The sequence below is a fragment of the Serratia sp. CY38905 genome, from assembly GCF_052168875.1.
GTDB lineage: Bacteria > Pseudomonadota > Gammaproteobacteria > Enterobacterales > Enterobacteriaceae > Serratia > Serratia sarumanii.
The window spans coordinates 81,386-103,711 of sequence record NZ_JBJNLV010000001.1 but is presented as its reverse complement, the minus strand read 5'-3'; the positions used below and the strand labels follow the sequence as shown (position 1 = coordinate 103,711).

General features: G+C 61.1%; 20 protein-coding genes and 1 pseudogene. 5 read left to right on the top strand and 16 right to left on the bottom strand.

Annotation, left to right across the window (positions count from 1 at the left end; translation table 11 throughout):
- Positions 1-33: 33 nt before the first annotated feature.
- The 4 genes from ACJ8MK_RS00600 to pckA all read right to left on the bottom strand — a co-directional run bounded on the left by ACJ8MK_RS00600 (position 34) and on the right by pckA (position 6,032).
- The gene (locus ACJ8MK_RS00600; protein WP_041034809.1) at positions 34-1,476 is read right to left on the bottom strand and encodes a glycoside hydrolase family 32 protein; all 1,443 of its coding nucleotides are present in this window, start codon (positions 1,474-1,476) and stop codon (positions 34-36) included.
- Positions 1,473-2,732: an MFS transporter gene (locus ACJ8MK_RS00595; protein WP_103829442.1), complete on the bottom strand. Its 1,260-nt coding sequence runs from the start codon at positions 2,730-2,732 to the stop codon at positions 1,473-1,475. Before ACJ8MK_RS00595 ends, ACJ8MK_RS00600 begins: the two co-directional genes overlap by 4 nt.
- Before the next feature lie 168 nt (positions 2,733-2,900).
- The gene (locus ACJ8MK_RS00590; protein ID WP_103829443.1) at positions 2,901-4,205 is read right to left on the bottom strand and encodes an MFS transporter; all 1,305 of its coding nucleotides are present in this window, start codon (positions 4,203-4,205) and stop codon (positions 2,901-2,903) included.
- A 207-nt stretch (positions 4,206-4,412) separates the two neighbouring features.
- Entirely contained in the window at positions 4,413-6,032 is a 1,620-nt protein-coding gene (gene pckA / locus ACJ8MK_RS00585; protein ID WP_060426257.1) for a phosphoenolpyruvate carboxykinase (ATP), read from the bottom strand.
- 432 nt (positions 6,033-6,464) lie between these two features.
- On the opposite strand from pckA, the gene ACJ8MK_RS00580 reads away from it, so the two are divergent.
- On the top strand, positions 6,465-7,808 hold the full coding sequence (locus ACJ8MK_RS00580; protein WP_060452891.1) for a 2-hydroxycarboxylate transporter family protein: 1,344 nt from the start codon (positions 6,465-6,467) through the stop codon (positions 7,806-7,808).
- Between the two features lie 47 nt (positions 7,809-7,855).
- A pseudogene (locus tag ACJ8MK_RS00575) lies at positions 7,856-8,068 on the top strand (M10 family metallopeptidase C-terminal domain-containing protein); the annotation flags it as partial.
- A 273-nt stretch (positions 8,069-8,341) separates the two neighbouring features.
- On the opposite strand, the gene ACJ8MK_RS00570 reads toward ACJ8MK_RS00575, so the two are convergent.
- The gene (locus tag ACJ8MK_RS00570; protein WP_004931526.1) at positions 8,342-8,551 is read right to left on the bottom strand and encodes a hypothetical protein; all 210 of its coding nucleotides are present in this window, start codon (positions 8,549-8,551) and stop codon (positions 8,342-8,344) included.
- 157 nt (positions 8,552-8,708) lie between these two features.
- Here ACJ8MK_RS00570 and ACJ8MK_RS00565 point away from each other — a divergent pair, with 157 nt between their 5' ends.
- On the top strand, positions 8,709-8,861 hold the full coding sequence (locus ACJ8MK_RS00565) for a hypothetical protein (protein WP_165790328.1): 153 nt from the start codon (positions 8,709-8,711) through the stop codon (positions 8,859-8,861).
- 38 nt (positions 8,862-8,899) lie between these two features.
- Here the strand turns inward: ACJ8MK_RS00565 and yniD are convergent, their stop codons facing one another.
- Positions 8,900-8,992 (bottom strand): small membrane protein YniD, encoded by a 93-nt coding sequence (yniD, locus tag ACJ8MK_RS00560; RefSeq protein ID WP_223307179.1) that lies wholly within the window; start codon positions 8,990-8,992, stop codon positions 8,900-8,902.
- Positions 8,993-9,330: 338 nt separating this feature from the next.
- On the opposite strand from yniD, the gene ACJ8MK_RS00555 reads away from it, so the two are divergent.
- Both ACJ8MK_RS00555 and ACJ8MK_RS00550 read left to right on the top strand, forming a co-directional pair.
- Positions 9,331-9,723, top strand: coding sequence for an ASCH domain-containing protein (locus tag ACJ8MK_RS00555; RefSeq protein WP_033638276.1), 393 nt, complete (start codon positions 9,331-9,333; stop codon positions 9,721-9,723).
- A 4-nt stretch (positions 9,724-9,727) separates the two neighbouring features.
- Entirely contained in the window at positions 9,728-10,327 is a 600-nt protein-coding gene (locus ACJ8MK_RS00550; protein ID WP_033646337.1) for a hypothetical protein, read from the top strand.
- Positions 10,328-10,382: 55 nt separating this feature from the next.
- Here ACJ8MK_RS00550 and ACJ8MK_RS00545 read toward each other — a convergent pair whose 3' ends face one another.
- From ACJ8MK_RS00545 to yebS, 10 genes are all read right to left on the bottom strand, one after another.
- Entirely contained in the window at positions 10,383-10,622 is a 240-nt protein-coding gene (locus ACJ8MK_RS00545; RefSeq protein WP_004931517.1) for a DUF1480 family protein, read from the bottom strand.
- Between the two features lie 135 nt (positions 10,623-10,757).
- Entirely contained in the window at positions 10,758-11,693 is a 936-nt protein-coding gene (locus ACJ8MK_RS00540) for a Csu type fimbrial protein (protein ID WP_033638278.1), read from the bottom strand.
- A gap of 20 nt (positions 11,694-11,713) precedes the next feature.
- Positions 11,714-14,134, bottom strand: a complete 2,421-nt coding sequence (locus ACJ8MK_RS00535; RefSeq protein ID WP_442517601.1) for a fimbria/pilus outer membrane usher protein — start codon at positions 14,132-14,134, stop codon at positions 11,714-11,716.
- Between the two features lie 67 nt (positions 14,135-14,201).
- Complete coding sequence (locus tag ACJ8MK_RS00530) at positions 14,202-14,966, bottom strand: fimbrial biogenesis chaperone (protein WP_442517430.1); 765 nt, start codon at positions 14,964-14,966, stop codon at positions 14,202-14,204.
- 24 nt (positions 14,967-14,990) lie between these two features.
- The gene (locus ACJ8MK_RS00525) at positions 14,991-15,539 is read right to left on the bottom strand and encodes a Csu type fimbrial protein (RefSeq protein WP_442517429.1); all 549 of its coding nucleotides are present in this window, start codon (positions 15,537-15,539) and stop codon (positions 14,991-14,993) included.
- 5 nt (positions 15,540-15,544) lie between these two features.
- Positions 15,545-16,048, bottom strand: coding sequence for a Csu type fimbrial protein (locus tag ACJ8MK_RS00520; protein WP_071998115.1), 504 nt, complete (start codon positions 16,046-16,048; stop codon positions 15,545-15,547).
- Between the two features lie 2 nt (positions 16,049-16,050).
- A complete protein-coding gene (locus ACJ8MK_RS00515) occupies positions 16,051-16,590 on the bottom strand; it encodes a Csu type fimbrial protein (RefSeq protein ID WP_342181759.1) in 540 nt (179 codons plus the stop codon).
- A gap of 274 nt (positions 16,591-16,864) precedes the next feature.
- Positions 16,865-18,301: a 16S rRNA (cytosine(1407)-C(5))-methyltransferase RsmF gene (rsmF, locus tag ACJ8MK_RS00510; RefSeq protein ID WP_442517428.1), complete on the bottom strand. Its 1,437-nt coding sequence runs from the start codon at positions 18,299-18,301 to the stop codon at positions 16,865-16,867.
- Positions 18,302-18,402: 101 nt separating this feature from the next.
- Positions 18,403-21,033 carry a PqiB family protein gene (locus tag ACJ8MK_RS00505; protein ID WP_033647432.1) on the bottom strand — a complete coding sequence of 877 codons (2,631 nt, stop codon included), beginning with the start codon at positions 21,031-21,033 and terminating at the stop codon, positions 18,403-18,405.
- Positions 21,002-22,249 carry a membrane integrity lipid transport subunit YebS gene (gene yebS, locus ACJ8MK_RS00500; protein WP_041037977.1) on the bottom strand — a complete coding sequence of 416 codons (1,248 nt, stop codon included), beginning with the start codon at positions 22,247-22,249 and terminating at the stop codon, positions 21,002-21,004. The genes ACJ8MK_RS00505 and yebS overlap by 32 nt, the downstream gene beginning before the upstream one ends.
- Positions 22,250-22,326: the final 77 nt, after the last annotated feature.

Sequence of the window (22,326 nt, the reverse complement as noted above, 5' to 3'; positions counted from 1 at the left end):
GGTGCGTCGCTGCGCGCCCGGTGCTCATTCCCATTATCCCCAGATGCTTGCCAGCCGCCATCCCGTGATGGGCTCGAACTGTGCCCGGCCGCCTTCGGCGAACAGGCTGAGGTGGCGCTCGCCCGCCGTCGGGTAGATGCGGCTGGTCAGGCAGGCCTGGCCCTGATTGACGAAGATCTCCAGCGATGAGCGGTCAATGAAGATCCGTAGTGACAGGGTGTCACCTTCCGGCAGCGGCACGCTGCGGCAGGTGCACAGGGCGGGGTTGTCATGAAAACGTTCCAGCACCAGCCGGTGCGCCTGATTGTCGACGAACAGGCGCGCCGCATTCCCGATGGCCAGCCCGTAACGCTCGGCGTCGTTGTCGGCCGGTCTCAACGTCAGGGTGAGTTCCTGCACGTCGTCCGCCAGCGGCAGATGCTGATTGGTCAGCGTCTGTGCCAAAAAGGTGTGCGATTCTCGGCGCAGCGCCGCCAGTTCACGCGCCGGGTTCATGCGGACGCTGCCGTCGGCAGCCAGCGTCAGCTCGCGCGGCAGGGTGAGGGCGCCGGCCCAACGGTGCACTTTGCTGGGCATCGGGGATTCCCACATATCCATCCAGGCAAACAGCAGCCGACGGCCGTCGGCGGCGGTGAAGGTCTGCGGCGCATAGAAATCGTGGCCGGCATCCAGCTCGCAGAAGGGTTGGGTCACCCTGAAGTCGCTGTCCGGCCGCCAGTGGCCGAGCAGATAGCCGCTCTGGAAGCGATTGCGGTAGCGGTAGCCCTGTGCCGCCAGCCCCTGCGGCGAGAACAGCAACAGGTGCTGTTCCCCCAGCGGGAAGAAATCCGGGCATTCCCACATATACCCTTGATGCGCCGCCAGCGCGCCGGCCAGCACCCGATCGAAGCGCCAGGCGCGCAGGTCTGCAGAACGGTACAGGCGCACCTGGCCGAGACCGTTTTCTTTGGCGCCGACCACCAGCCACCATTCGCCGTTCTCGCGCCAGACTTTCGGATCGCGGAAATGCTGAATGCCGTCCGGCGGGGCCAGCACCGGCCCATGTTTAACGAAGCGTATGCCATCTTCGCTGGTGGCGAGACATTGCACTTCCCGCACCTGGCTGTCGTCGCCGGGCTCGCCCAGCCACACGTGGCCGGTGTAAATCAGCGTCAGCACGCCGTTGTCATCCACGGCGCAGCCGGAAAAACAACCGTCTTTGTCATAGGGCGCATCGGGCGCCAGGGCGATGGGCTGGTGCTGCCAGCGGATCAGATCGCGGCTGGTCGCGTGCCCCCAGTGCATGGGCCCCCAGTGTTCGCTGTAGGGGTGATGCTGGAAGAAGGCATGATAGACGCCGTCAATACAGATCAGGCCATTGGGATCGTTGATCCAGCCGGCGGGCGGCGCGAGATGGAACTGCGGGTAGTATTCGTCTCGGCGCTCTGCGCGCAGGGCTTCGACCGCATGGTCGGCTTGAGCTAAGGCAGTGTTCATTGGACAGACTCGCTTGATTTAATGGCGGATTGAAAGGGGGTTGCGCCGGCGGAACGTTCGCCGCGCAGCAGGAAACAGGAGACAAGCGTCGTGGCGGCGACCGCGCACCCCATCAGCAGATAGGTGTCGGCAAAGCCGATGCGGTCATAACCGTAGCCCGCCAGCGGCGACAGGAAGCTGGCCATCACCTGGGTGATGAACTGAAAGCCCACCAGGTAAAGCGTTGAGGAGAGGCGACTGTCGAAGCGGCTGGCGATGTATTTGAAGATAGCGATCAGCAGGATCGGCAACTCTACGGCGTGCAGCAGTTTCATGGCGGAGATCATCAATGCGCCACTGACCAAGCCGGAGCCGAACATGCGCAGCGCCATCACGCCACCGGCCAGCAACAACCCCTGTTTGGCGCCGATGCGGTTCACCAGCAGCGGCGCCAGGAACATACCGCCGGCTTCGAGGAAGACCTGCAGCGAGTTGAGGAAGCCGTACATCTCGTTGCCCTGTTCGCGTGAAGCGAACTGCGAGGCGAAGTAGACCGAAAATTGCTGATCGAAAACGTTGTACACGCTGATACCGAGCACAAACACCACCAGCGCCCAGAAGCCCGGCATACGCAGCAGCGCCAGCGCATCCTGCAGCCGCAGATTTTCCGGTTTGCCGAACGCCAGGCCGGCCATGGCGTTCGGCTTCAGCTCGCGCACCTGGCTGAGCAGCAACAGGAATACCACGGCGGCGGCGGAGGCCAGCCAGAAATTGATGTTCGGATCGATATTGAAGATAAAACCGGCCAAAAAGGTGGCGCTGGCCCAGCCGAGCGATCCCCACATGCGGGCGCGGCCGAATTCGAAACCGCTGATGCGGCTGACTCGCTCGGTATAAGATTCCAGCGCGCCGATGCCGGCGAAGAAGGTGGCGCCGATAAATACCCCGCCGACCAGCGCGCCGAGCGGCAGGCTGCTGGCCAGCAGCGGGGCGTAAACGTAGATAAAGAACGGGCCGGTCAGCAGCAGCATCACGCCGAGAAACTGCAGCAGGTGCTTGCGCAGCCCAAGTTTGTCCTGAATAAACCCGTACAGCGGCTGGGCGCACAGCGCCACCAACGAGATAGCGGAGAAGATCAGGCCGGTCTCGGCGCCTTTCAGGCCGATCTTCTGATTCAGCCACAGCGAGATCAGCGAAAAGCTGGAAGACCAGGTGAAAAAAAAGAAGAACAGCAGGCCGCTGAGCAGCACGTAATATTTTTTAGTTTCGCGGTTCATGGGTAGGGCCCCGGTGAGTGAAGTTAGTTCTATTGTTAACGTTAACTCGCAAAGGGATGAAGCCAGCAGATATCACGCATGCGATGTTAATCACAAAAGTTAACGTTAACATTTATGCCTTGTGATCGAGGTCACGGGTTGGCAAGGGGGCGATGCGCCCCCGGAGGATTAACGTTCGTTCAGCGAGCGCAGATGATCGTCGCGGCGCAGCGTCATCAGCGCAAACAGGCTGACCACCGAGGTGGCGACCACGTAGTAGGCGGGAATGTCGATATTACCGGTCTGTTTGATCAGGCCGGTGATAATCAGCCCGGCCGAACCGGAAAACACCGCATTGGACAGCGAGTAAGCCAGCCCCAAGCCGGTATAGCGCACCCGGGTCGGGAACATCTCCGCCAGCATCGCCGGGCCGGGGCCGGCCAGCAGGCCAACCACGGCGCCGGCGATCATGACCGCCAGCCCTTTGGCCCACAGTGAACTCTGCGCATCCTGCAACAGGTGCAGCAGCGGGAAGGTGAACAGGATCACCGCCGCCACCGCCGTCAGCATCACCGTTTTACGCCCCAGTTTGTCGCTGACAATGCCCGCCGGCAGAATGGTCAGGGCGAAGCCGACGTTGGCGAGCACCGTCGCCACCAGCGCCTGCTGGAAGGTGGCGTGCAATGAGGTTTGCAAATAGGAAGGCATCACCACCAGGAAGGTATAGCCGGCGGCCGACCAGCCCATCATGCGGCCGATGCCGATCAAAATGGTTTTCACCACGCCGCCCAGCTTCGCTTCCGGCGGCGCGGCGGCGTGTTCCGCATGTTGCTGCGCCTGGGTGAACGTGGGCGTTTCCTCGAGCTTTAGCCGCAGCCACAGCGCCACGGCGCCCAGCGGCAGCGCCAGCAGGAACGGAATGCGCCAGCCCCAGTCATGCAGCTGCTGCACGCTGAGCAGCGCGGCCAACAGCGCCACCAGCCCGGCCCCGGCCAGCAGGCCGAGCGCGACGGTCAGCGATTGCCAGGCGCCAAACAGCCCGCGCTTGCCCTTCGGGGCGAACTCGGTCATCAGCGACACGGCGCCGCCGAATTCACCGCCGGCGAACAGCCCCTGAAACATGCGCAGCAGCGTCAGTAGCAGCGGGGCGGCGACGCCGATCGAGGCATAGGTCGGCATGACGCCGATCAGCGCGGTGGCCAGCGTCATCAACAGCAGAACCGCAATCAGCGTTGGGCGACGGCCGATGCGATCGCCGATGCGGCCGAATATCACCGCGCCGATCGGCCGACAGAAAAACGCCAGCGCGAAGGCGGCGTAGGTGAGGATCAGGCTGGTGATTTCGTTTTCACCCTGCAGCGTGAAAAAATTGGCGGCGATAACGATGGCCAGGAACCCGTACACCCCGAACTCATACCATTCGATAAAGTTGCCGACCGAGCCGGCCAGCAACGCCTGACGCGAGCGGCGCGCGTCGAGAGTCTGTTGATTCATCCCCGTTCCCATACTTTTGAATTATTGTTCGTCAGTTCTAAATTTATACGACAAAACAATCAATTGATTTCAGCGGGAACTGTGAGGCGCTCAGCGCATGCTGTCGATACGCCACCATTCGGGGCAAACATCGGTGAACGCAGTGGATGGAGGAAGAGTGAAAACAAAAAAGGGCCGACGAATCGGCCCTTGAGCGGGGGAATGCCGTTACCGTTTAGGCCCGGCGTTCACCAATTTTTCACCCGCCGGGGTGACGGTATATTTGGCGAAGTTATCGATAAAGCGCTGCGCCAAATCCTGCGCTTTCTCCTGCCACAGCGACTCGTCGGCGTAGGTTTTGCGCGGATCGAGGATCGACGGATCGACGCCCGGCAGCGCGGTCGGCACCTCCAGCCCGAAGATCGGCAGCGTGAACGTCCCGGCCTGCTCAATGTCGCCATTCAGAATGGCGTCGATAATGCCGCGCGTATCCTTGATCGAAATACGTTTGCCGCTGCCGTTCCAGCCGGTGTTGACCAGGTAAGCCTGGGCGCCGGCGGCCTCCATGCGTTTCACCAGCACTTCGGCATACTGCGTCGGGTGCAGCGTCAGGAACGCAGCGCCGAAGCAGGCGGAGAAGGTCGGCGTCGGCGCGGTGATGCCGCGCTCGGTGCCGGCCAGCTTGGCGGTGAAGCCGGACAGGAAATGGTACTGGGTCTGCTCCGGCGTCAGGCGCGATACCGGCGGCAGTACGCCGAAGGCGTCGGCGGTCAGGAAGATGATCTTGCGCGCATGGCCGGCTTTGGACACCGGTTTGACGATGTTCTCGATGTGATAAATCGGATAGGAAACGCGGGTGTTCTCGGTCTTGCTGGCGTCGTCGAAGTCGATGCTGCCGTCGGCCAGCACGGTGACGTTTTCCAGCAGCGCATCGCGGCGGATCGCCTGATAGATTTCCGGCTCCGCCTGCGGCGACAGCTTGATGGTCTTGGCGTAGCAGCCGCCTTCGAAGTTGAACACGCCGTCGTCGTCCCAGCCGTGCTCGTCATCGCCGATCAGCTGGCGCTTCGGATCGGTGGAGAGGGTGGTTTTGCCGGTGCCGGACAGGCCGAAGAACACCGCCACGTCGCCTTGCTCGCCGACGTTGGCCGAGCAGTGCATCGAGGCGATGCCCTTCAGCGGCAGCAGATAGTTCATGATCGAGAACAGGCCTTTCTTCATCTCGCCGCCGTACCAGGTGCCGCCGATCAGCTGCATGCGTTCCGTCAGGTTGAAGGCGACGAAGTTCTCCGAATGCAGCCCTTGCTGCTGCCAGTCCGGGTTGGTGCATTTGGCGCCGTTCAGCACCACGAAGTCCGGCTCGAAGTCCGCCAGTTCGGCGTCGCTCGGGCGAATAAACATGTTTTTCACGAAGTGCGCCTGCCAGGCCACCTCGGTGATGAAGCGCACTTTCAGGCGCGTGTCGGCGTTGGCGCCGCAGAACGCGTCCACCACGAACAGACGCTTGCCGGAGAGCTGGTTGCCCACCAGCGTCTTCAGATGCTGCCAGACTTCCGGGGAGAGCGGCTGGTTGTCATTTTTGCCGGTGCCGTTGTCCGACCACCAGACGGTATCGCGCGTGGTGTCGTCGCGCACGATGTATTTGTCCTTCGGCGAACGGCCGGTGAACTCACCGGTCGCGACGTTGACCGCGCCGAGTTGGGTGAGGGTGCCGCGTTCCAGCGGCGGCAGGTCGGCGCGGGTCTCTTCGGCGAACAGCAATTCATAGCTGGGGTTATAGACGATGTCGGCGGCCTGATGGATGCCGTAGCGAGCGAGGGTTTGTGGGGTAACAGCGCGTGAAGACATATTCTACTTCCTTATGAGTCATATTATGCCTCTTTCCCGTGCGGTGCCGCGCGCAGGATTAAGGTTCGGATCAAGCTGACCGGATTCAGCTAATGCGTTTCCGGTTCTTTATTAATAAAACAGGGGGCTTTTTCGCCCTCCTATAGCATAGCAGCGAATTTAAGCCTGCTTACTTTAATTACAAAATGCTGACGATAATTAATTAAAACCAACCTTGGCGGAGGGTCACAATATTGAATTTCGCCGGCGTAATTTAGTTTTGCATTTTTATTTTTTATCATATCGTCAGGGCTGTCCACTGTTTTATTTCTTATTAGAAAAAGCGAAATCCACAATAGGATTTTTCGTAATCATTTGTTTTTGCTTGGCTATGGCAGGACTGTTGCGCCAGGTGAATCTAACCGTACTGTACGCTTGTCAGCAGGGTGAATAATGAAACAGATAAATGCAGAACTGGCCTGTGATAAAAATACGGCATCGTCCGAATCCTCAGGGTTAATTAATCAACTTCGTCAAATAGATATCGGTGCGGTACCGATCGCGTTGTTTATCACGATTTGCGCGATCGTGGCGATTTCCGCCTACGCCAACTTCCTGCCGAAGAATATGATCGGCGGCCTGGCGGTGATAATGACGCTGGGCTTTGCGCTGGCGCAGTTGGGAAAAAGCATTCCCGTGCTGCGCGATATCGGCGGGCCGGCCATTCTGTGTTTGATGGTGCCGTCGGTGCTGGTCTATTTCAATGTCTTCCAGCCCAACGTCATGGGCACCGTCCATTTGCTGATGAAAGACGCCAACCTGCTCTATTTCGTCATCGCCAGTCTGGTGGTCGGCAGCATTCTCGGCATGAACCGGGTGATCCTGATTCAGGGGATGATTCGCATGTTTGTGCCCTTGGTGGTTGGTACGGTGACGGCGGTGATCACCGGGCTGCTGGTGGGCAAGCTGTTCGGCTTTACCTTTTATCACACCTTCTTCTTCATCATCGTGCCGATCATCGGCGGCGGCATCGGCGAGGGGATTTTACCGCTGTCGCTGGCCTATTCGGCGATCCTGGGAGCGACGCCGGACGTCTACGTCGCGCAGCTGGCGCCGGCGGCGGTGCTGGGCAACATCTTCGCCATCGTGACCGCCGGGGTGCTGGCGCGCATCGGCATGCAGCGCAAGGCGCTGAGCGGCGACGGCATGCTGATCCGCTCGGCGCAGGAGAACGCGATGTTCGCCATCAAGGAGCAAAGCGGCAACGTCGATTTCCAACTGATGGGCGGCGGGTTGCTGGTGATCTGCGCCTTCTTTATCGTCGGCGGCCTGTTTGAACACATCGTGCATATTCCCGGCCCGGTGCTGATGATCCTGTTCGCGGTGCTGTGCAAATACTGCCGGGTGATCCCGGCCTCGATGGAGACCGGCGCGCACAGTTTCTACAAGTTCGTCTCCACCGCGCTGGTGTGGCCGCTGATGATCGGTCTGGGCATGCTGTACGTGCCGCTGGAAAGCGTGGTGGCGGTGTTCTCGGTCGGTTATGTGGTGGTCTGCGGTTCGGTGGTGCTGTCGATGGGGCTGGTCAGTTTCATGATTGCGCCTTACCTGAAGATGTTCCCGGTGGAAGCGGCGATCGTCACCTGTTGTCACAGCGGCCTGGGCGGCACCGGTGACGTGGCGATCCTGTCGGCATCGAACCGCATGGGGCTAATGCCGTTCGCCCAAATCGCCACGCGCATCGGCGGCGCTTCCACGGTCATTGGCGCGACGCTGCTGCTCGGTTGGTTAGTCTGAGTCCAGAATTTCTTATGGATAGCCGGGGTTGGATTGCCCCGGTTTTTTATTTCGAGGACAGCCGCACCCACAGCGTGATGAGCTATTTCAGCGAAAGCAACATCGGGCAGGACTTTAAAGGCGCGTACTCATCCGGGCCATTGCTCAACGACATCACGGCGATCCCGCATTTCTACGGCGCCAACATGCACACCCGCATTGGCGATACGATCTACGGTTTCAATTCCAATACCGATCGCGACTTCCTCACCGCCACCGGCGGATTGGATCCGCGACTTCGTGCGCGGTGAAGACAAGAACGATCTGACGCTGTTCAACACCGGCAGCGATTTCCTGGTGAAAGTGGTGGGGCAGCCGCTGGATGCGGGTGATTTCGTGTTGGCGTAATACAGGCAACAAAAATAGGGCGTTTTGGGCAAAAACCCGACAATTCCTATTAATTCCGTCATATTAGCGTGACATAGTAGCGCGCAGAAGGCCGGGCTTGCATACCTCGGGCTTCTGTCGGATCGCCAACCTTTTCGGTTGGCGATTCATTTTCCGCCTTTCAGCATGTTGATGGCGGCGCCGAGCAGGATGCGCCGTTCGATATCGTTGCTGTCGGCCAGCTGCCGCGCCAGATGTTTTTCCAGCGTTTCCACCGACAGCGCTTCGCCGCGATGGCGCAGCTGCATCACGCCGTCGCCGATCAGGCGTGCGACCTCATCCCATACGGGTTTAATCTCCTGTTCCGAGAACGTCATGGCCTACCTCGGTTGGTTGATTTTTGCCCAATGTAGCAGCTGAACTGCGGCTTCGCTACCGGCTGCCTAAAACAGGAAGCATAAAAAACAAGCCATCAGTATTTCTTCTGGTTTTTACGCTCAATACTTGCGGTGTCGAAAAGCAGGAGAAAACATCATGAACTGGGTCGAAACCTTAGCGGAGTACTACCGCCTGAGCCGCACGGGTGAAACGCAGCATTGGCTGTGTCGCCGCTGGTTGCCGCAGGGAGAGGCGCGCTTGGCCTATTTGCGGGAGTTGCTGGAGCCGACCGTGCCGCGGCGGCGGTGAGCAGGGCGCCGGCGTTTGGCCGGCGTCGTTTCGCGGGATTAACCGAAGGCTATCGCCGCCCAACGCAACAGCAGCAACGCCAGGCAGATCAGCAGCAGCACCACCACCATTTTACTGAGCTTGGCGCCCATGCGTTTTGTTGCCACGTTGTTTCCCCTTTAGCTGAAATACCATCCACCGGCGAGGATGATGAGGAAAAGCGTCACTAACGCGACGCCGTTGAGTAAATCGCTGAAGGTATCGTCAGCATCGATGTCATTTTGCCGCATGTTGCCGCCTGGCGGTCGCCATTGGGTGAATAATGTTCACAGTATGCGCCCGACAGCGCGACAGGCACAGCGAAGAACGGTAAAAACGCGTAAAGGCGGCGGTGGCGGAACGCGCAGTCGCGCTTGCGACGGATGCAGACGGCCGGCAATACGTTGTACTATCCTGTCTGCATTGATGCATTTTTCCTAAAGGTATAATCATGGCGACGGCAATTCCACAGAAATACGAGCACCTTGAGCGCTGGGCGTTCGGCGATACCGAGCAGCAGGCCGATGAAGTGGTGCAATTGATCCTCAATGGCACCAAAACGGCCACCTGTTCCAACCTCGACGGCGAGGGGATCCCGCAGGCCGGCGATCGGTTCCTGGTGGTGGACGGCAAGGGTGAGCCGGTCTGCGCGGTCGAGCTGACCGCGGTGGAAATGAAAACTTACGATCAGGTTGATGAAGCGCACGCCTTTGCCGAAGGCGAGGGCGATCGCTCGCTGGCGCACTGGCGCAAAGAGCTGCAGCGCTTCTTTGAAGAGTACGATCTGTTCTCGCCGGACATGACGCTGGTGCTGATGAATTTCAAAGTCGTCGACAAATTCTAATCTTATGCGCGCCGTTCCCTACGAGTGCCAGTGGGCCAGCCCGGAGCTGGCCGCCGATCTGATCGCCGGCCGCGCGACGCTGGCGCAAGACGAAAATTGGGCGCGCAGCGGCGCCCGCGATCGGGCGGAGTACGTCGAGTGGGCCAATCACGTGTGCGGCATGGCCTGTCTGAAAATGGTGCTGGGCCACCGCGACGGCGAAGCGCCGCCGCTGCTGGAGCTGGCGCGGCGCAGCCTGCCTTACGGCGCCTATGTGCGCGAAGGGGAGCGGATAAAGGGGCTGATTTACGCGCCGTTCGTCGAGTTCGTACGCGAGCAGTTCGCGCTGCAAGCGGAGGTGAAGGTGGGGCTGGAGGCCGCTGACGTGCCGGCGCTGCTTCAAGAATGCCGTTACTTTATCGCCTCGGTGCATCCCTCCATTCGCCGGCCGGAGAGCATACCGCCGCAGCGGGGCGGGCATCTGGTGCTGATCACCGCCGCCGATGCGCAAAGCGTGACCTTCCACAATCCTTCGGGCGACAGCCCGGCGACGCGCGAGCGGGTGCACCTGCCGCTCAGCCGCTTCACCCCTTTCTTTGCCGGCCGCGGCATCGCCATCGCATAAAAAAACGCGCTGTTTCCGATGAAAACAGCGCGTCGTCAGCAGTTCTGATGCATTTTCATGCCAGCCGCATCACCCAGGCGTCCGCCTGCCGATCGTAGTGCTGCTTGTACAGCAGTGACTGTTTGCCGTCGAGGATCGCCGGAATGCTGGTGTGTTCATCCCAACCGTCCAGCTGCATGCACAGATCCGGATCGGACTTGCAGGGAATGCTCAGGGTGCCGGCGCGGTCGGCGCCGGCGTGAAGATGCGCGTCATCGACCTCGAAGCTGCCAATTTTTACGACGGTTTTGCTCATGGGAACTCCTTGCTCAATGGTGTGGTAGGAGGTTAGACCAGTGCGGCCATCGGTAACAGCATAGCCAAGTGAGCAAAAAATGCCACATAAAAATTACATTTTGGAAACAATTTCCACGACGGCAAAGCACCGCGCCTAGTATTCCACCACAAAACTGAGATTGTCTTGATAGCTGCCGACCGCCACTTCCGTCTGCGCCGCATTGACCGCCGCCTTATACGGGATGCTTTGCGCCAGCCCGGTGCCGGCGCCGCTCTGTTTGTTGGTGCTATCCCAAACGGTCGTCGTATTGGGCAAGTAAATCTGATACTGCATGAAATTGCTGGTGCCGCTTTTCATACGCCGCCAACCGGAGACCGGGTTATTGCCGTTGGTGAAATAGGTGTTGTATCCCTCGGTTTTGGTGCAGGTCAGGGTGATGCTCTGATTGACAGGATTGAACTGCCCGACCAATGCCATGCTGCCGAAGTTGACGTTGGGCGCGGTGCCGATCAGGCAGTCTTTGGTGATGGCGACGCTGACGCTGACCGTGCTGGCCTTGTTGACGCCGTCCCACCAGATGCACAGGCCGAGCACGCCGAGGCCGCAGATATGGTAGTTCCAGATCAGGTTGATGGTGTCGGTATAGGTGCCCGAACGCACGTTGGCGCCGGCGGTGGTTTTGATATACAGCGGAAAGTTGACGTTGGAGGAGATCAGGATCAGCGACAATAGATTCAGTGAACTGTAGTCAATGGTCTGCCCGATGCTGTAGGGATATTGATAGTTGGCGTCGGGATAGATCAGGTAGGCGATTTTATCGCCGGAACCGTCGGTGTTGGCGACCGCCATGCCGTTGGTGGTCGACGCAACCTTGACCGTGACGGTGTTCTGCGACAGCAGCGATAGCCCGAGGCCGGTGCAGTTGAGGCCGGCGGTGCCCTGGGCGTTGATCTGCCCGTTGTAGACCACGAAAGAGCTGCTTCCCGGTAAGGTGACGGTGCCGTTGGTGGTGGCGCAGTCGGCGAATGCGCGCTGACAGAACAGCAGCGAGAGGGTTAACAATAAGAAGGCTTTCAATCCCCGAAACATAGTGACTCTCCGTCGTTGAATTAGCGGCAGACAACCGGGCCGACGCGCTGGATGCCCTGAGGCTTCGCCAGGCTGAATTCCGCCTGACACGGCGGGCCGCCGTCGGCCGGGATCACGCTCAGCCGATTGTGTTGTTGCACCGGGTCGATATAGGTCATGCCATCCCAACCGACATAGCTTTGCTGATTGCCGCCAACCACCGCCACCTGGCTGCCGTTGGCCAACGGTTTGCCTTGCTCGTCAACAAGTTCGACGTCGGCGGCGGAGATGGGTTGGATGGGGAACTCAACCAGAAAACCGCTGTGATCGCGAATGGCGACGGTTTTCTCCACCGTCGGCAGCGCGACGTCGGCGGGCAGGTTGAGCGGATCAATCTGGAATTTCGCATGGTAGTAAGAGGTGACGGTCGGCACCAGTAAATAGCCCTGGGCGTCGGTCTTGCCGATCGGCTGGTTCTCATAGCTCACCGGAATGTCGGCGTATCCTTGCGTGGACACCAGCGCAAAGGCATCGTTGATGGTGTTGGTGGCGTACACGCCGCCGTTCATCGCCACCAGCGAACCGCTGATTTCTCCCCAGTGGTTGGTTTCATCGCGGGTGCCGTATACGCCCGCTCGGGCTTCGAGTCTGCGGGTGCGCCAGGTCAGATCGGCCTGGCGGTAATCGCCGCCGCTCGGGTTATTGGCGTAGGCCAGATTCCAGCCGAAACCGCCATTGGTCGGCGCGGCGCGGCTGTAGCTGACGCGTTCGCTCCAGCGGTTGTTGTTGTCGCGCGCGGCGCTGAAGCTGGCCGTGCCCCAGCTGTCGAACGGAATGGAGAGCTGCAGCTGGGCGCTGTAACCGCTGCTGCCGATTTCCCGGTTCAGCGAGGCGTACAGGCTGCTGTTGCGCCAAAGCGATACGCTGTAGGACAGGTTCACCAGGCGGGTTCGCTGAGCGATGGCGTCGCGGACGTCAAAATAACCGGCGCCGAGGCTGCCGAGCCGGCCCAGGCTGACGCTGCCGGTCAACTGATCGGTGCGGCGGCTCAGGCGGTAGTCGCTTTTATACACGGAAATGTCGCCAAAATCGGCGCTGCGCAGGATGCGTTGGGCGTTGAGGCTGAAACGTTGGTTGCTGTAGGTGTAACCAAAGCTGCTCTGATCGCCGTGGTTGCCGGTGTAGCGATAGACGGGCTGGGGATCCGGCTGTTGCAACGGCCTGCCGGTCAGCGGATCGTAATAGGTGGGGGATTGTATCGCCTGTCCGCCGTTAAACGCTTCATCGCCGGCCTGGCTGACGCTGTAGGACGCGTTGAGAACTCCCCATTGCCCGACGCGAAGGTCGGCGCCGGCGCCGCCAACCGCCAACTCGGCTGCGCCTTCGGCGCGTCCTTCCAGGGTTAACCAATCAGTGACGCCGTAACGTAAGCTGGCGCTGCCGACCCATTGCCCGTAATCGGCAGAATTCAACCCGTAGTTGCGCCGCAGCAAACCGGTGGAAATGCTGAAATCGCTCATGCCGGTCTGCAGCAGGTTGCTGGCCACGTAGAACGGTACCGTGGTGCTGACCTGGCGGCCGAGGGCGTCGGTGGTGACGACGGTGGCCTGACCCGCGCCGTTAATGTAGGGCACGCTGTTGAGGGTGAACGGCCCGGGATTGATGTTGGTGGTGCTGTTTTTATAGCTGTTGATGTATAAATCGACGCTGCTGGGCAATGCCGCCTGGCCGGAAAATTGCGGCAGCGGGTAGGTGATAAGATCCGGGCGCACCGCGAAATTGCGCGCCAATTGCAAGCCGCCGATGCGCACGGCGCTGCTCCAGGGGAGCGAGCCGGTGGTAAGGTCACCGGCGATCACACTCAGCATCCGCTGGTCGTCGTTGAAACGCCAGTAGCTGTCGTATCGAATATAGCGCCCGCCATCGTCGTTCGGCCCGCCGTTAAACCCGCTGCGGTAGATGCCGGTGTTGGCGATGACGCCGAACCCGTCGAACAGCCGCTGTTCGCTCCACGCCGACAGGTAGCCCGGCCGGCCATTGCCGTTGCTTTGGCTGGCATAGATGTCGTAGTTGAACAGCAAACCCAGACTGCTTTGCGCCGGCAAGCGCTGCAACGGTGAATGGGCGCCGATGGTTTGCTGCGGCAACCAGTCGTTGGGCACGTTGATCAGCAACTGCTGGCTCTCGCCGCTGTAGCTGACATCCACCTTCTCCAGCCGATCGACGGCGATCTCTTTCGCCTGCTTATCCGCTACCGGCAGCCCGGCGTCGAGCAGTTGCTGGGGCGTCATGTAGTAATGGCCGCCGCGGTAGTTGACCGGCACGACGTTGCCGGTTTGGCGCCCGTTGACGACCGGCTCCAGATACAGCGTGGTGTCCGGCATGCTGACGGCGCTGGGCGGCGGCGGCAGATCGTCGCCGAGCGCAAACGGCAGCCAGCCGCCGGCCGCCATGCTCAGCATGGCAAACGCCAGCGGCTTAAGGCTGAAGCGCCGCGTCGATAGCCTCCCTGTCGGCTGCACCTGGGCCTCAATAAGACGGAATGGCTACGGGCTGTTTGTTGTCATTGACCGTGGCCATCAGTTTGCCGCTGCTGAAACCGCCGGCGGGCGGCAAGGCGAAGCGCATTTGCGAACCGGGCAGCACGTATCCCATCAGACCGGAATTCAGGCTGCGGCCTTGCAGCGTCACTTTCGACATGCGGGCATGCACTGCGCCTTGATTTCGCACCTCCAGCCAGCGTTCGCTGCTTTGCTGCTGTAGACGATAGCTGAGCTGAGGTTGGCTGGCGGTTGCGTAATCGCGCGGTTTTTCGCTGTCCTGCTTGGTCCAAATGCCCTTGCCGCTGACGAACAGCGGCACCGAGTAGCGCATCTGGAATTTCAGCCCCATCTCCGCACCGCCGGGAGCGGCGCCAGACGACTGTTCTTTCACCGGCACTTCATCGACCAAAATGCGGTAGGCGCGCTCCTGTCCCGCCGCCGGGGCCGACTGTTTGATCAGGCGTATCAGCTGGCGTTTGCCTGGCGCGATCGACGCCACCGGCGGGCTGGCGATCACGTCGCTTTGGTTGCTGTAATCGTCTTTGCCGGCGGTTTGCCGCCAACCCAACACGCGAATTTGCATATAGACCGGTTTGCTGTCGCGATTTTCCAGCCACAGCGCGGTGGCCTGTTGTTGATCTTCAATCACCGGATCGATTGGCCAAATGAGAATGGAGGCCGCGGCCAGGGCGTGCTGCTGGCTTGCCAGGAGCAGGGCTGCCGTTAACGGCAGGCGGAAGGGTATGCGCATAACTCATCCTTATTGCAAAAAAACTTAATAAGTGACCGTCAACAAGACCGTATCGCTGTAAACGCCACTGGTGGGCAGGGTACTGGTCGAAAACAGACGGGCGTAAACCTTGATTTCTTGCGTGCTGCCGGTGGCGGCGACGGTCTGCGCCGCGCCGCCGTTGGCGCCATCCCCCCAAATGGTGGCGTAGTTGCTGTCTTGATAAAGTTGATACAGCAGCGTTTCCGACGTGGCGGCGTTTTGTAATTTTCTGCCGCCGGCGATGGATCCGGTCACATGATTGCCGACGCCGAGGGCCAGCGTAACGCTCAGCCCCGGGTTGCAGCGAAACAGCACCGAACCGGCGCCGCTGCTGGAGACGACGCTGACCGCGTTGCTCAGCGAGGACAGCTGGCCGAAGTTCAGGGTGCCGAAGGTGGTCACGTCGCTGACGCCGCTGCCTAATACGCAGCCTTTTACCACGGTTGCATTGACGGTGAACGGCTGGCTTTTGGTCAAGTCGTTGACGCCGGTATCGCTTTGAGCCGGGGAAAGCGGCAGGCAGAACAGCAAACCGCAAATGGAAGCGCGCATCGTCATTACCAATTGATCGTGACCTGTACCGTGTCGGTGTAGCTGCCTGTCGGGGGCGTGGACTGCGCCGGAATCATGCCATAGACCGGTAGCCAGTTGTCCGAACCGTTGGCGGTTTGTGACACGCCCGTCAGATTGTCCCAAATGGTGCTGTGGGCGGCGTTGGTGTACAGGTTGTAATTCACCCGTTGGCCGGCCGCGCTTTGCAGGTAGCGGGCCGCGGTATTGCCGCTTTGCCCGCCGCCAAGCAGAACGCTGTAGCTGGTGCCGTTGGTGCATTTCACCCGAATGGCGCCGGCGTTTTGCTGCCCGGCGACGCTGGTGGCGGTGCTGAGAAAATACAGCGTGCCGAAATTCAGCGTGCCGAAGCTGACGTTGCCGCCTGAGCTGCTGCCGGCTTCACAGGCGCTGAGTAAGGTCGCGCTGACGCCGAGGGTCGCCGTTTTACTGTCGGCCTGCGCCAACAGGCTGCACGCCCATAATCCTCCGCAGCAAAGTGCGAGCCGCACCGTTACCAGGTGACCGTCATCGTGACGGTGTCGTTATAGGTGTCCGCCGCTGGGGTAGAACCGACCGCCGGCACGCGGCCATACACGATCAGCGGAACGGCGGCGCCGGTGCCGGTGCCGGTCAGCGCGTTGGCGCCGCTGCCCCAGGCGGTGGTGCGCGCGGCATCCTGGTAAAGGTTATAGCTGATGAATGCGCCTGCCGTGCTGGCCATGCGGCGTTGGGTGCCTGACGTGACGTGGAGCCCGTTGTCCAGCGCCACTGTGTAGTCTGTGCCGGTGGTGCAGGTCAATGACAGCGTACCGGCCCCCCCTGCGCCGGTGGCGCTGGCGTCGATGATGTTGGCCAGTGAAGAGTAAGTGCCGAAGCTGATGGAGCCGAAGTCGTTGACGGAACCGCTGCTGTTGCCGCCCCCCACGACGCAACCGGCGCCGATGGTCAGCGTCACGCCTAGCGTGCCTTGAATGGTGCCTGCTGCGTTAGCCGCGCCGTTGGCGCACAGCAGGGTTGCTACCGAGGTCAATGCCATCAGAGTTTTTTTCATCTTATATTCCTTGCCGTATGAGAGAAAGCCCGCAAAGACGCCACCCAGAGGTGGGTTGAACGTATTCATTTAGCTGCACTTTAATTAATAGAATAAGAATCGGGAATTGTCTTGATGAAAGCGAGAAACTTTTTATTCCCATCCCCCGGCTGACGGGGCTTACAGGTGAGGTATACCGATAAATTGAAATGATTAGAATAATAACGAACGGTGATGGGAATATTATTAGCGTTATTTTATCGCCGGGGCGTTTAATTCCCCGGCGCGGTATCGTTTACAGGTGGAAATCCAGCGCGCCGTCGCGCACCAGCTCGCGCGGCAGGTTGTTCTTGATACGGCTACCGATGCGCTTGGCGATGCCCAGCGGCTGCCCTTGGTAGGTGACGATGCATTCATCGCCCGCCGGCGGCAGTTCCGGGTAGAGATCGCGGCCGTGATACCACTCCTGCGCCAGCGTAGCGTCCAGCTCGAAATGCGCTTTGCCGCCGGTGCCGGCCAGCGCGATCGCCGCCTCGTGCTGCCAGCGGAAACCTTTAGGGAAACGCTCCGCTAGTTTGAGGCCGATGCGCGAGAAGCGAACCTTGCCGAACAGCGGTTCCAGCTCGGCCGGGAACAGCCAGATCTCTTTGTCGCGCTCCCACAGCCGGCCGTCATCGCCCCAGGTTAAGCCGGATGCGGCGGCGGCTTGGGCGACCTGCGCCGCTTCTTTGCCGGACAGCGGGCTGAACGGGAATTTACCGACTTTGTAGGTCGGCTTCGCCAACGGCGCCACGGCGTGCCGTTTGCGCAGGCGGGCGACGAAAAAGCCTTCGCTGTCGTAAATCTGCGGGAAGACGTGCAGGAAACCTTCGGCGGTCAGCGCCTTGTCGGCGCCGGGGAACAGCTCGCCCAGCGGCTCGATGCTGACCGCGTCGCCGTAGGTGTCCAGCAGCCAGCGCACCACCTGCTGATTTTCCTGCGCATTGAGCGTGCAGGTGGAGTAAACCATCACGCCGCCCGGCGCCAGCGCATGAAACGCGCTGTCGATCAGCTCGCGTTGGGTGGCGGCGATCTCGGCCACGCTCTGTGGCGACCAGTTGCTCATGGCGTCCGGATCCTTGCGCACCACGCCTTCGCCGGAGCAGGGGGCGTCGAGCAGAATGGCGTCGAAGCTCTCCGGCAGCGCGGCGCCGAACACCCGGCCGTCGAAGTGGGTCAGCGCGGTGTTTTTCACGCCGCAGCGGCTGATATTGGCGTGCAGCACTTTCACCCGGCTGGCGGAGTATTCGTTGGCGACGATGCCGCCCTGATTGCCCATCAGCGCGGCGATCTGGGTGGTTTTGGATCCCGGCGCCGCCGCCACGTCCAGCACCCGAGTCGGCGCCGCGCCGCCCGCGAACAGCGCGCTGACCGGCAGCATCGAACTGGCTTCCTGAATGTAGAACAGGCCGCTCAGGTGTTCGGCGGCGCTACCCAGGCGCAGCTCTTCATCGTCGCGCTCGATCCAGAACCCTTCCGCGCACCAGGGAATGGGCTCCAGTTGCCAGTCGTAATCCTGCACCAGCGCCAGGAAGTCGGCGACGCTGATTTTCAGCGTATTGACGCGCAGGCTGCGGCGCAGCGGGCGCTGGCAAGCGGCGATAAAATCGTCCATCGCCAGCTCGGCGGGCATGATGGCGCGGGTGGCGTCAAGGAAAGCGGGGGGCAGAAAAACGGCGGTGGATTTGGCCACGGGCGAACTCTCAGGGTGCAAAAAAGATAAGGGCGAGAGTTTATCACAAAGCGGAAAAAAACAGGGCCCGGCGATGCCAGGCCCTGAGGAAAATGCGAAATTTAATCGCGCGGAATGGCGGTGCCCCAGGTTTTCCAGTCCTTAGGCTCTTCCGGATTCAGCAGGAAGTGTTTGTTCGGCGTGGCTTTCGGCGCCAGCGGAATGGTCGGCGGCGTGGCGAAGGCGATACCGCCGCGGATGAACTGCTGGAAGGTGCCGCTCTTGATCACGCCGCCGGTCAGGCCGAACTGCAGGTTGTAACCCGAAGCCAGCCAGAACACGCTGTTGTTGCGCACCAGATGCTGATATTTCTTGCTGATGCGCAGCGCGACGTGCACCCGATCGGACATGGCGCCAAGGTAGAAGCCGGTGATGGTACCGACCTCTACGCCGCGGAACAGCACCGGCGTGCCGATCTGCAGCGAGCCGGTTTCGGCGGCGTCGAGCACTACGCTCAGGCCGTCGAGATAGCGCGAGTCGGTGATGCTGGCCTGCTGCAGCTCGAAGGTGCGCAGCTCGCGGCCGCGCCCCGGCTCCACGTTGATATAAGGCTGGAGCAGGGTATCGAGATTGCTGACGCCGGCGGCGGAGATCTCCGGCGAAACGATCGAGAAGCGGCTGCCCAGGCGCGCGAAAGTGTGCACATATTCCGGATACAGCACCGCTTTGGCCAACACTTCGTTGCGCTCCGGCGCCAGCTGCAGCGACTCCACCTGGCCGACGTCGATACCGAGGTAGCGCAGCGGCATGCCCGCCGACAGCTTGCTGGCGTCATAGGTTCGCAGCATGATTTGGCTGCCCACCGCGCGGGCGGCGGTTTCGCTGGCGTACAGCACGCGGTTGGCGCCCTTGTTGAGCGTCACGCCCTGCAGGTTGTCGAAGCTGATGGCGCCTTTCAGCGCGCGGTTAAGCGGCGAAGCCTGCACCGTCAGCCCGCTGCCGTTGAGCTGCACCTTGGCGCCGCCTTCGGCCCAAAAGATGCTTTCGCGGGTCAGCAGCTTGCGGTATTCCGGGCTGATGTAGACATCCACCTCAAACTCGTTGGCCTTCGGCCGAACGTTGACGATCTCGCCCACCTGGAATTTGCGGTACAGCACCACCGAACCGGCCTGCACATCCGGCAGGCTGGTGGCGCTGAGGGTCAGGGTGGTGGAAGGGGCGTTGCCGACGATGCCTTCCTCGGCTTTTTCGCTGTTGGCGTACAGCGGGTATTGGCCGCCCGGTTCCCCCTTGCTGCCGGGAATAATGCGCACGCCGCCGTCCACCCATTCCTGAGCGCTGGCGCCGAGCACTTCCATACCGTCGATGCCCAGCTTGACGTCGAGCCGGCTGTTGACCACGAATTTGCTGTCTTTGTGCAGCAGGCCGCGATACTGCGCGTCGATGGCGGCGGTGAACACCACGCCGCCGGCGGTCAGGGTGCGGCTCAGGATCTGGCCGACTTTCACGCCGTGCACCACCAGCGGTTGCCCGACGTCGATGCCGTAGCTTTGCGGCGCATTCAGCGTGACGGTCAGCACGCCAGGCTGCTGCAACAGCGTTTCGCTGCTGTCCAGCACGTTGAAGCGCTGCTGCGGCTCACCTTCGCCCGGCACCAGCTCCAGCGTGGTGCCGGTCAGCAGTTGGCTGAGCTTGGCGTCGTTGAGGCTGATGCGCGGGCTGCGCATCACGATGCGGGTGCCGCTGCGCATCAGATCGACCACCGAAGGATCGATGGTCAGTTCACCGACCACTTTGCTGTCCTGTTGCAACGTCAGCTTGGTCAGGGTGCCGACCTGCAGCCCCTGGTACATCAGCGGCGTGCGGTTTTCACTCAGGCTGTTGCCGCTCGGCAGATCCAGCAGGATATTGACGCCGCGCTGGCTGTGGGCCAGATCCGGATACAGGGTATAGCTCTGATCGCCCTTGGCCTGCTGGCCATCGGCCGGCGAATCGAAGGCGATGGCGCCGTTGACCAGCGCCGCCAGGCTCTCCATTTGCACCGTCGCGCCGGACAGGCTGAAATCGCCCTTGAAACCGGAGACATTCCAGAAGCGGCTGTTGCTCTTCACCAGGTTGGCGAAACGGCGGTCGATCAGTACGTCGATGGTCACGCCCTTGTTACCTTCGCTGATGGTGTAGTCATACACCTTGCCGACCGGGATTTTACGGTAGTAGACCAGCGAGCCGCTGTTGAGCGAGCCGAGATCGTCGGCGTGCAGGTGGATCATCAGCTCGCCGGTGTTCAGGCGGTATTTCGGCTGGGTATCGAGCGCGGTGAAGTGAGTTTGCTCCTTGCCGCTGCCGGGCATCATGCCAATATAGTTGCCGCCGACCAGCGCATCGAGCCCGGAGACCCCGGCCAGCGAGGCTTTGGGCGTCACCAGCCAGAACTGAGTGCCTTCGCGCAGCGAGTCTTCCAGATCGCTTTTGATGCTGGCCTCCACCACGATGCTGCGCAAATCTTTGCTCAGGCTGATTTTCTGCACCGTGCCGACCTCTACGCCCTGATAGCGTACCGGCGTGCGGCCGGCGACGATGCCCGCCGCCGATTGGAAATCGATGGTGACGGTGGTGCCGCGCTCCTGGAAATTGTTATAGACCAGCCACCCGGCGATCAGCAGGGCGATGAACGGCAGTAACCAGAACGGTGAAATGCGGCGCTTGTTCTTGACCCGCGCTTCAGTCGGTGTAGTCGGCGTTTCCTGTTGCATGTGCATCCCAAATCAATCGGCTATCCAGCCACTCAACGGCAAGAATAGTCAAAATGACCGCCGAGCCAAAGTAAAACGCGGCCGGTCCCATAGTAAAAGATAACAGCTGGTCGCGGTTTACCAGCGACATCATCAAGGCGATAACGAACAGATCGAGCATCGACCAGCGGCCGATCCAGGCGACCAGACGCAGCAGACGAATGCGCGTCTTCAGGCTGTGCGAGGTTTTGAAGTGAATGCTGAACAACAGCGTGATCAGCACGATCACTTTGGTAAAGGGCACCAGCACGCTGGCGATGAACACAATGGCGGCAATCGGCACGTTGCCGGAGGTGGCCAGCGAGACCACGCCGGAGAATATGGTGTCTTCGAGGCGCACGCCGTTGGCGTAAATGATGGAAATCGGCAGCAGGTTGGCCGGTATCAACAGGATCATCGCCGCGATCAGCGCCGCCCAGGTTTTCTGCAGGCTGTAAGGCTGGCGGTGGCACATCGGCACGTGGCAGCGCGGGCAGCGGCCGCGCGCGTCGGGGTAGCCGGTATAGTGGCAGGACAGGCAAATGTGCAGCGCCGCCGGCGGGCCTTTCGGCTGTTCCTGCGGATAGTAACGCTCCCACAGCTGCTCCAGGTTGGCGTGGATCAGCGTCAGGATGCTGAGCAGGGTGAGCGACAGGTAGGCGATCAGCGCGCTGCCCGCCTGGATGTCGGCGTAATCCTGCACCTTGATCGCCGCCACCGCCATGCCGATCAGATAGATGTCCAGCATCACCCACTCTTTGAGCCGCTCCAGCATCAGCAGCACCGGCCGCAGGTTCATGCCGAGCGCGTGGCCGAAGCGCAGGTACAGCAACGACAGCGCCAGCGTCAGCGGGGCGCCGATGGTGCAGAACGCCACCATGCTGGCGGTAAGCGGGTCGCCCTGACGGCTCATCTGCCAGATGCCTTCCAGCAAACTGGCGTCGATGCGCGTGCCGAGCAGGCGGATGCTGATCAGCGGTTCGGTGAAGGCGAACGGCATCAGCAGCAGCATGGCGATCGCCATGGCGGTCAGGCGCGTCATCGACCAGTCGCGGCCGTTCACTACCTTGGCGTTGCAGCGCGGGCAATAGGCGGCCTGGTTGCCGCTGAGCGGCGGCAGCACGAACAGCAGATCGCACTCGCAGCAGCGCTGGTGGCGCCCTTTGGAAAGGGGGGCGGTGATCGCGTGTATTTTCATCTTTGACAAGTCGCTGCCCTTGAGCCCGCCGGAACTGTCAGCGTAGCTGAAAAATAAACCGGCCGCGTCACTGGCGA

Coding starts and splice junctions, on each gene's coding strand:
- yniD (WP_223307179.1), bottom strand. CDS start 8,992: ATGGGCGCCAAGCTCAGTAAAATGGTGGTGGTGCTGCTGCTGATCTGC.
- ACJ8MK_RS00590 (WP_103829443.1), bottom strand. CDS start 4,205: ATGAATCAACAGACTCTCGACGCGCGCCGCTCGCGTCAGGCGTTGCTG.
- ACJ8MK_RS00545 (WP_004931517.1), bottom strand. CDS start 10,622: ATGAGCAAAACCGTCGTAAAAATTGGCAGCTTCGAGGTCGATGACGCG.
- ACJ8MK_RS00595 (WP_103829442.1), bottom strand. CDS start 2,732: ATGAACCGCGAAACTAAAAAATATTACGTGCTGCTCAGCGGCCTGCTG.
- ACJ8MK_RS00565 (WP_165790328.1), top strand. CDS start 8,709: ATGAACTGGGTCGAAACCTTAGCGGAGTACTACCGCCTGAGCCGCACG.
- ACJ8MK_RS00540 (WP_033638278.1), bottom strand. CDS start 11,693: ATGTTTCGGGGATTGAAAGCCTTCTTATTGTTAACCCTCTCGCTGCTG.
- ACJ8MK_RS00530 (WP_442517430.1), bottom strand. CDS start 14,966: ATGCGCATACCCTTCCGCCTGCCGTTAACGGCAGCCCTGCTCCTGGCA.
- ACJ8MK_RS00515 (WP_342181759.1), bottom strand. CDS start 16,590: ATGAAAAAAACTCTGATGGCATTGACCTCGGTAGCAACCCTGCTGTGC.
- ACJ8MK_RS00555 (WP_033638276.1), top strand. CDS start 9,331: ATGGCGACGGCAATTCCACAGAAATACGAGCACCTTGAGCGCTGGGCG.
- ACJ8MK_RS00580 (WP_060452891.1), top strand. CDS start 6,465: ATGAAACAGATAAATGCAGAACTGGCCTGTGATAAAAATACGGCATCG.
- ACJ8MK_RS00535 (WP_442517601.1), bottom strand. CDS start 14,134: ATGCTGAGCATGGCGGCCGGCGGCTGGCTGCCGTTTGCGCTCGGCGAC.
- ACJ8MK_RS00525 (WP_442517429.1), bottom strand. CDS start 15,539: ATGCGCGCTTCCATTTGCGGTTTGCTGTTCTGCCTGCCGCTTTCCCCG.
- ACJ8MK_RS00550 (WP_033646337.1), top strand. CDS start 9,728: ATGCGCGCCGTTCCCTACGAGTGCCAGTGGGCCAGCCCGGAGCTGGCC.
- yebS (WP_041037977.1), bottom strand. CDS start 22,249: ATGAAAATACACGCGATCACCGCCCCCCTTTCCAAAGGGCGCCACCAG.
- ACJ8MK_RS00570 (WP_004931526.1), bottom strand. CDS start 8,551: ATGACGTTCTCGGAACAGGAGATTAAACCCGTATGGGATGAGGTCGCA.
- pckA (WP_060426257.1), bottom strand. CDS start 6,032: ATGTCTTCACGCGCTGTTACCCCACAAACCCTCGCTCGCTACGGCATC.
- ACJ8MK_RS00505 (WP_033647432.1), bottom strand. CDS start 21,033: ATGCAACAGGAAACGCCGACTACACCGACTGAAGCGCGGGTCAAGAAC.
- ACJ8MK_RS00600 (WP_041034809.1), bottom strand. CDS start 1,476: ATGAACACTGCCTTAGCTCAAGCCGACCATGCGGTCGAAGCCCTGCGC.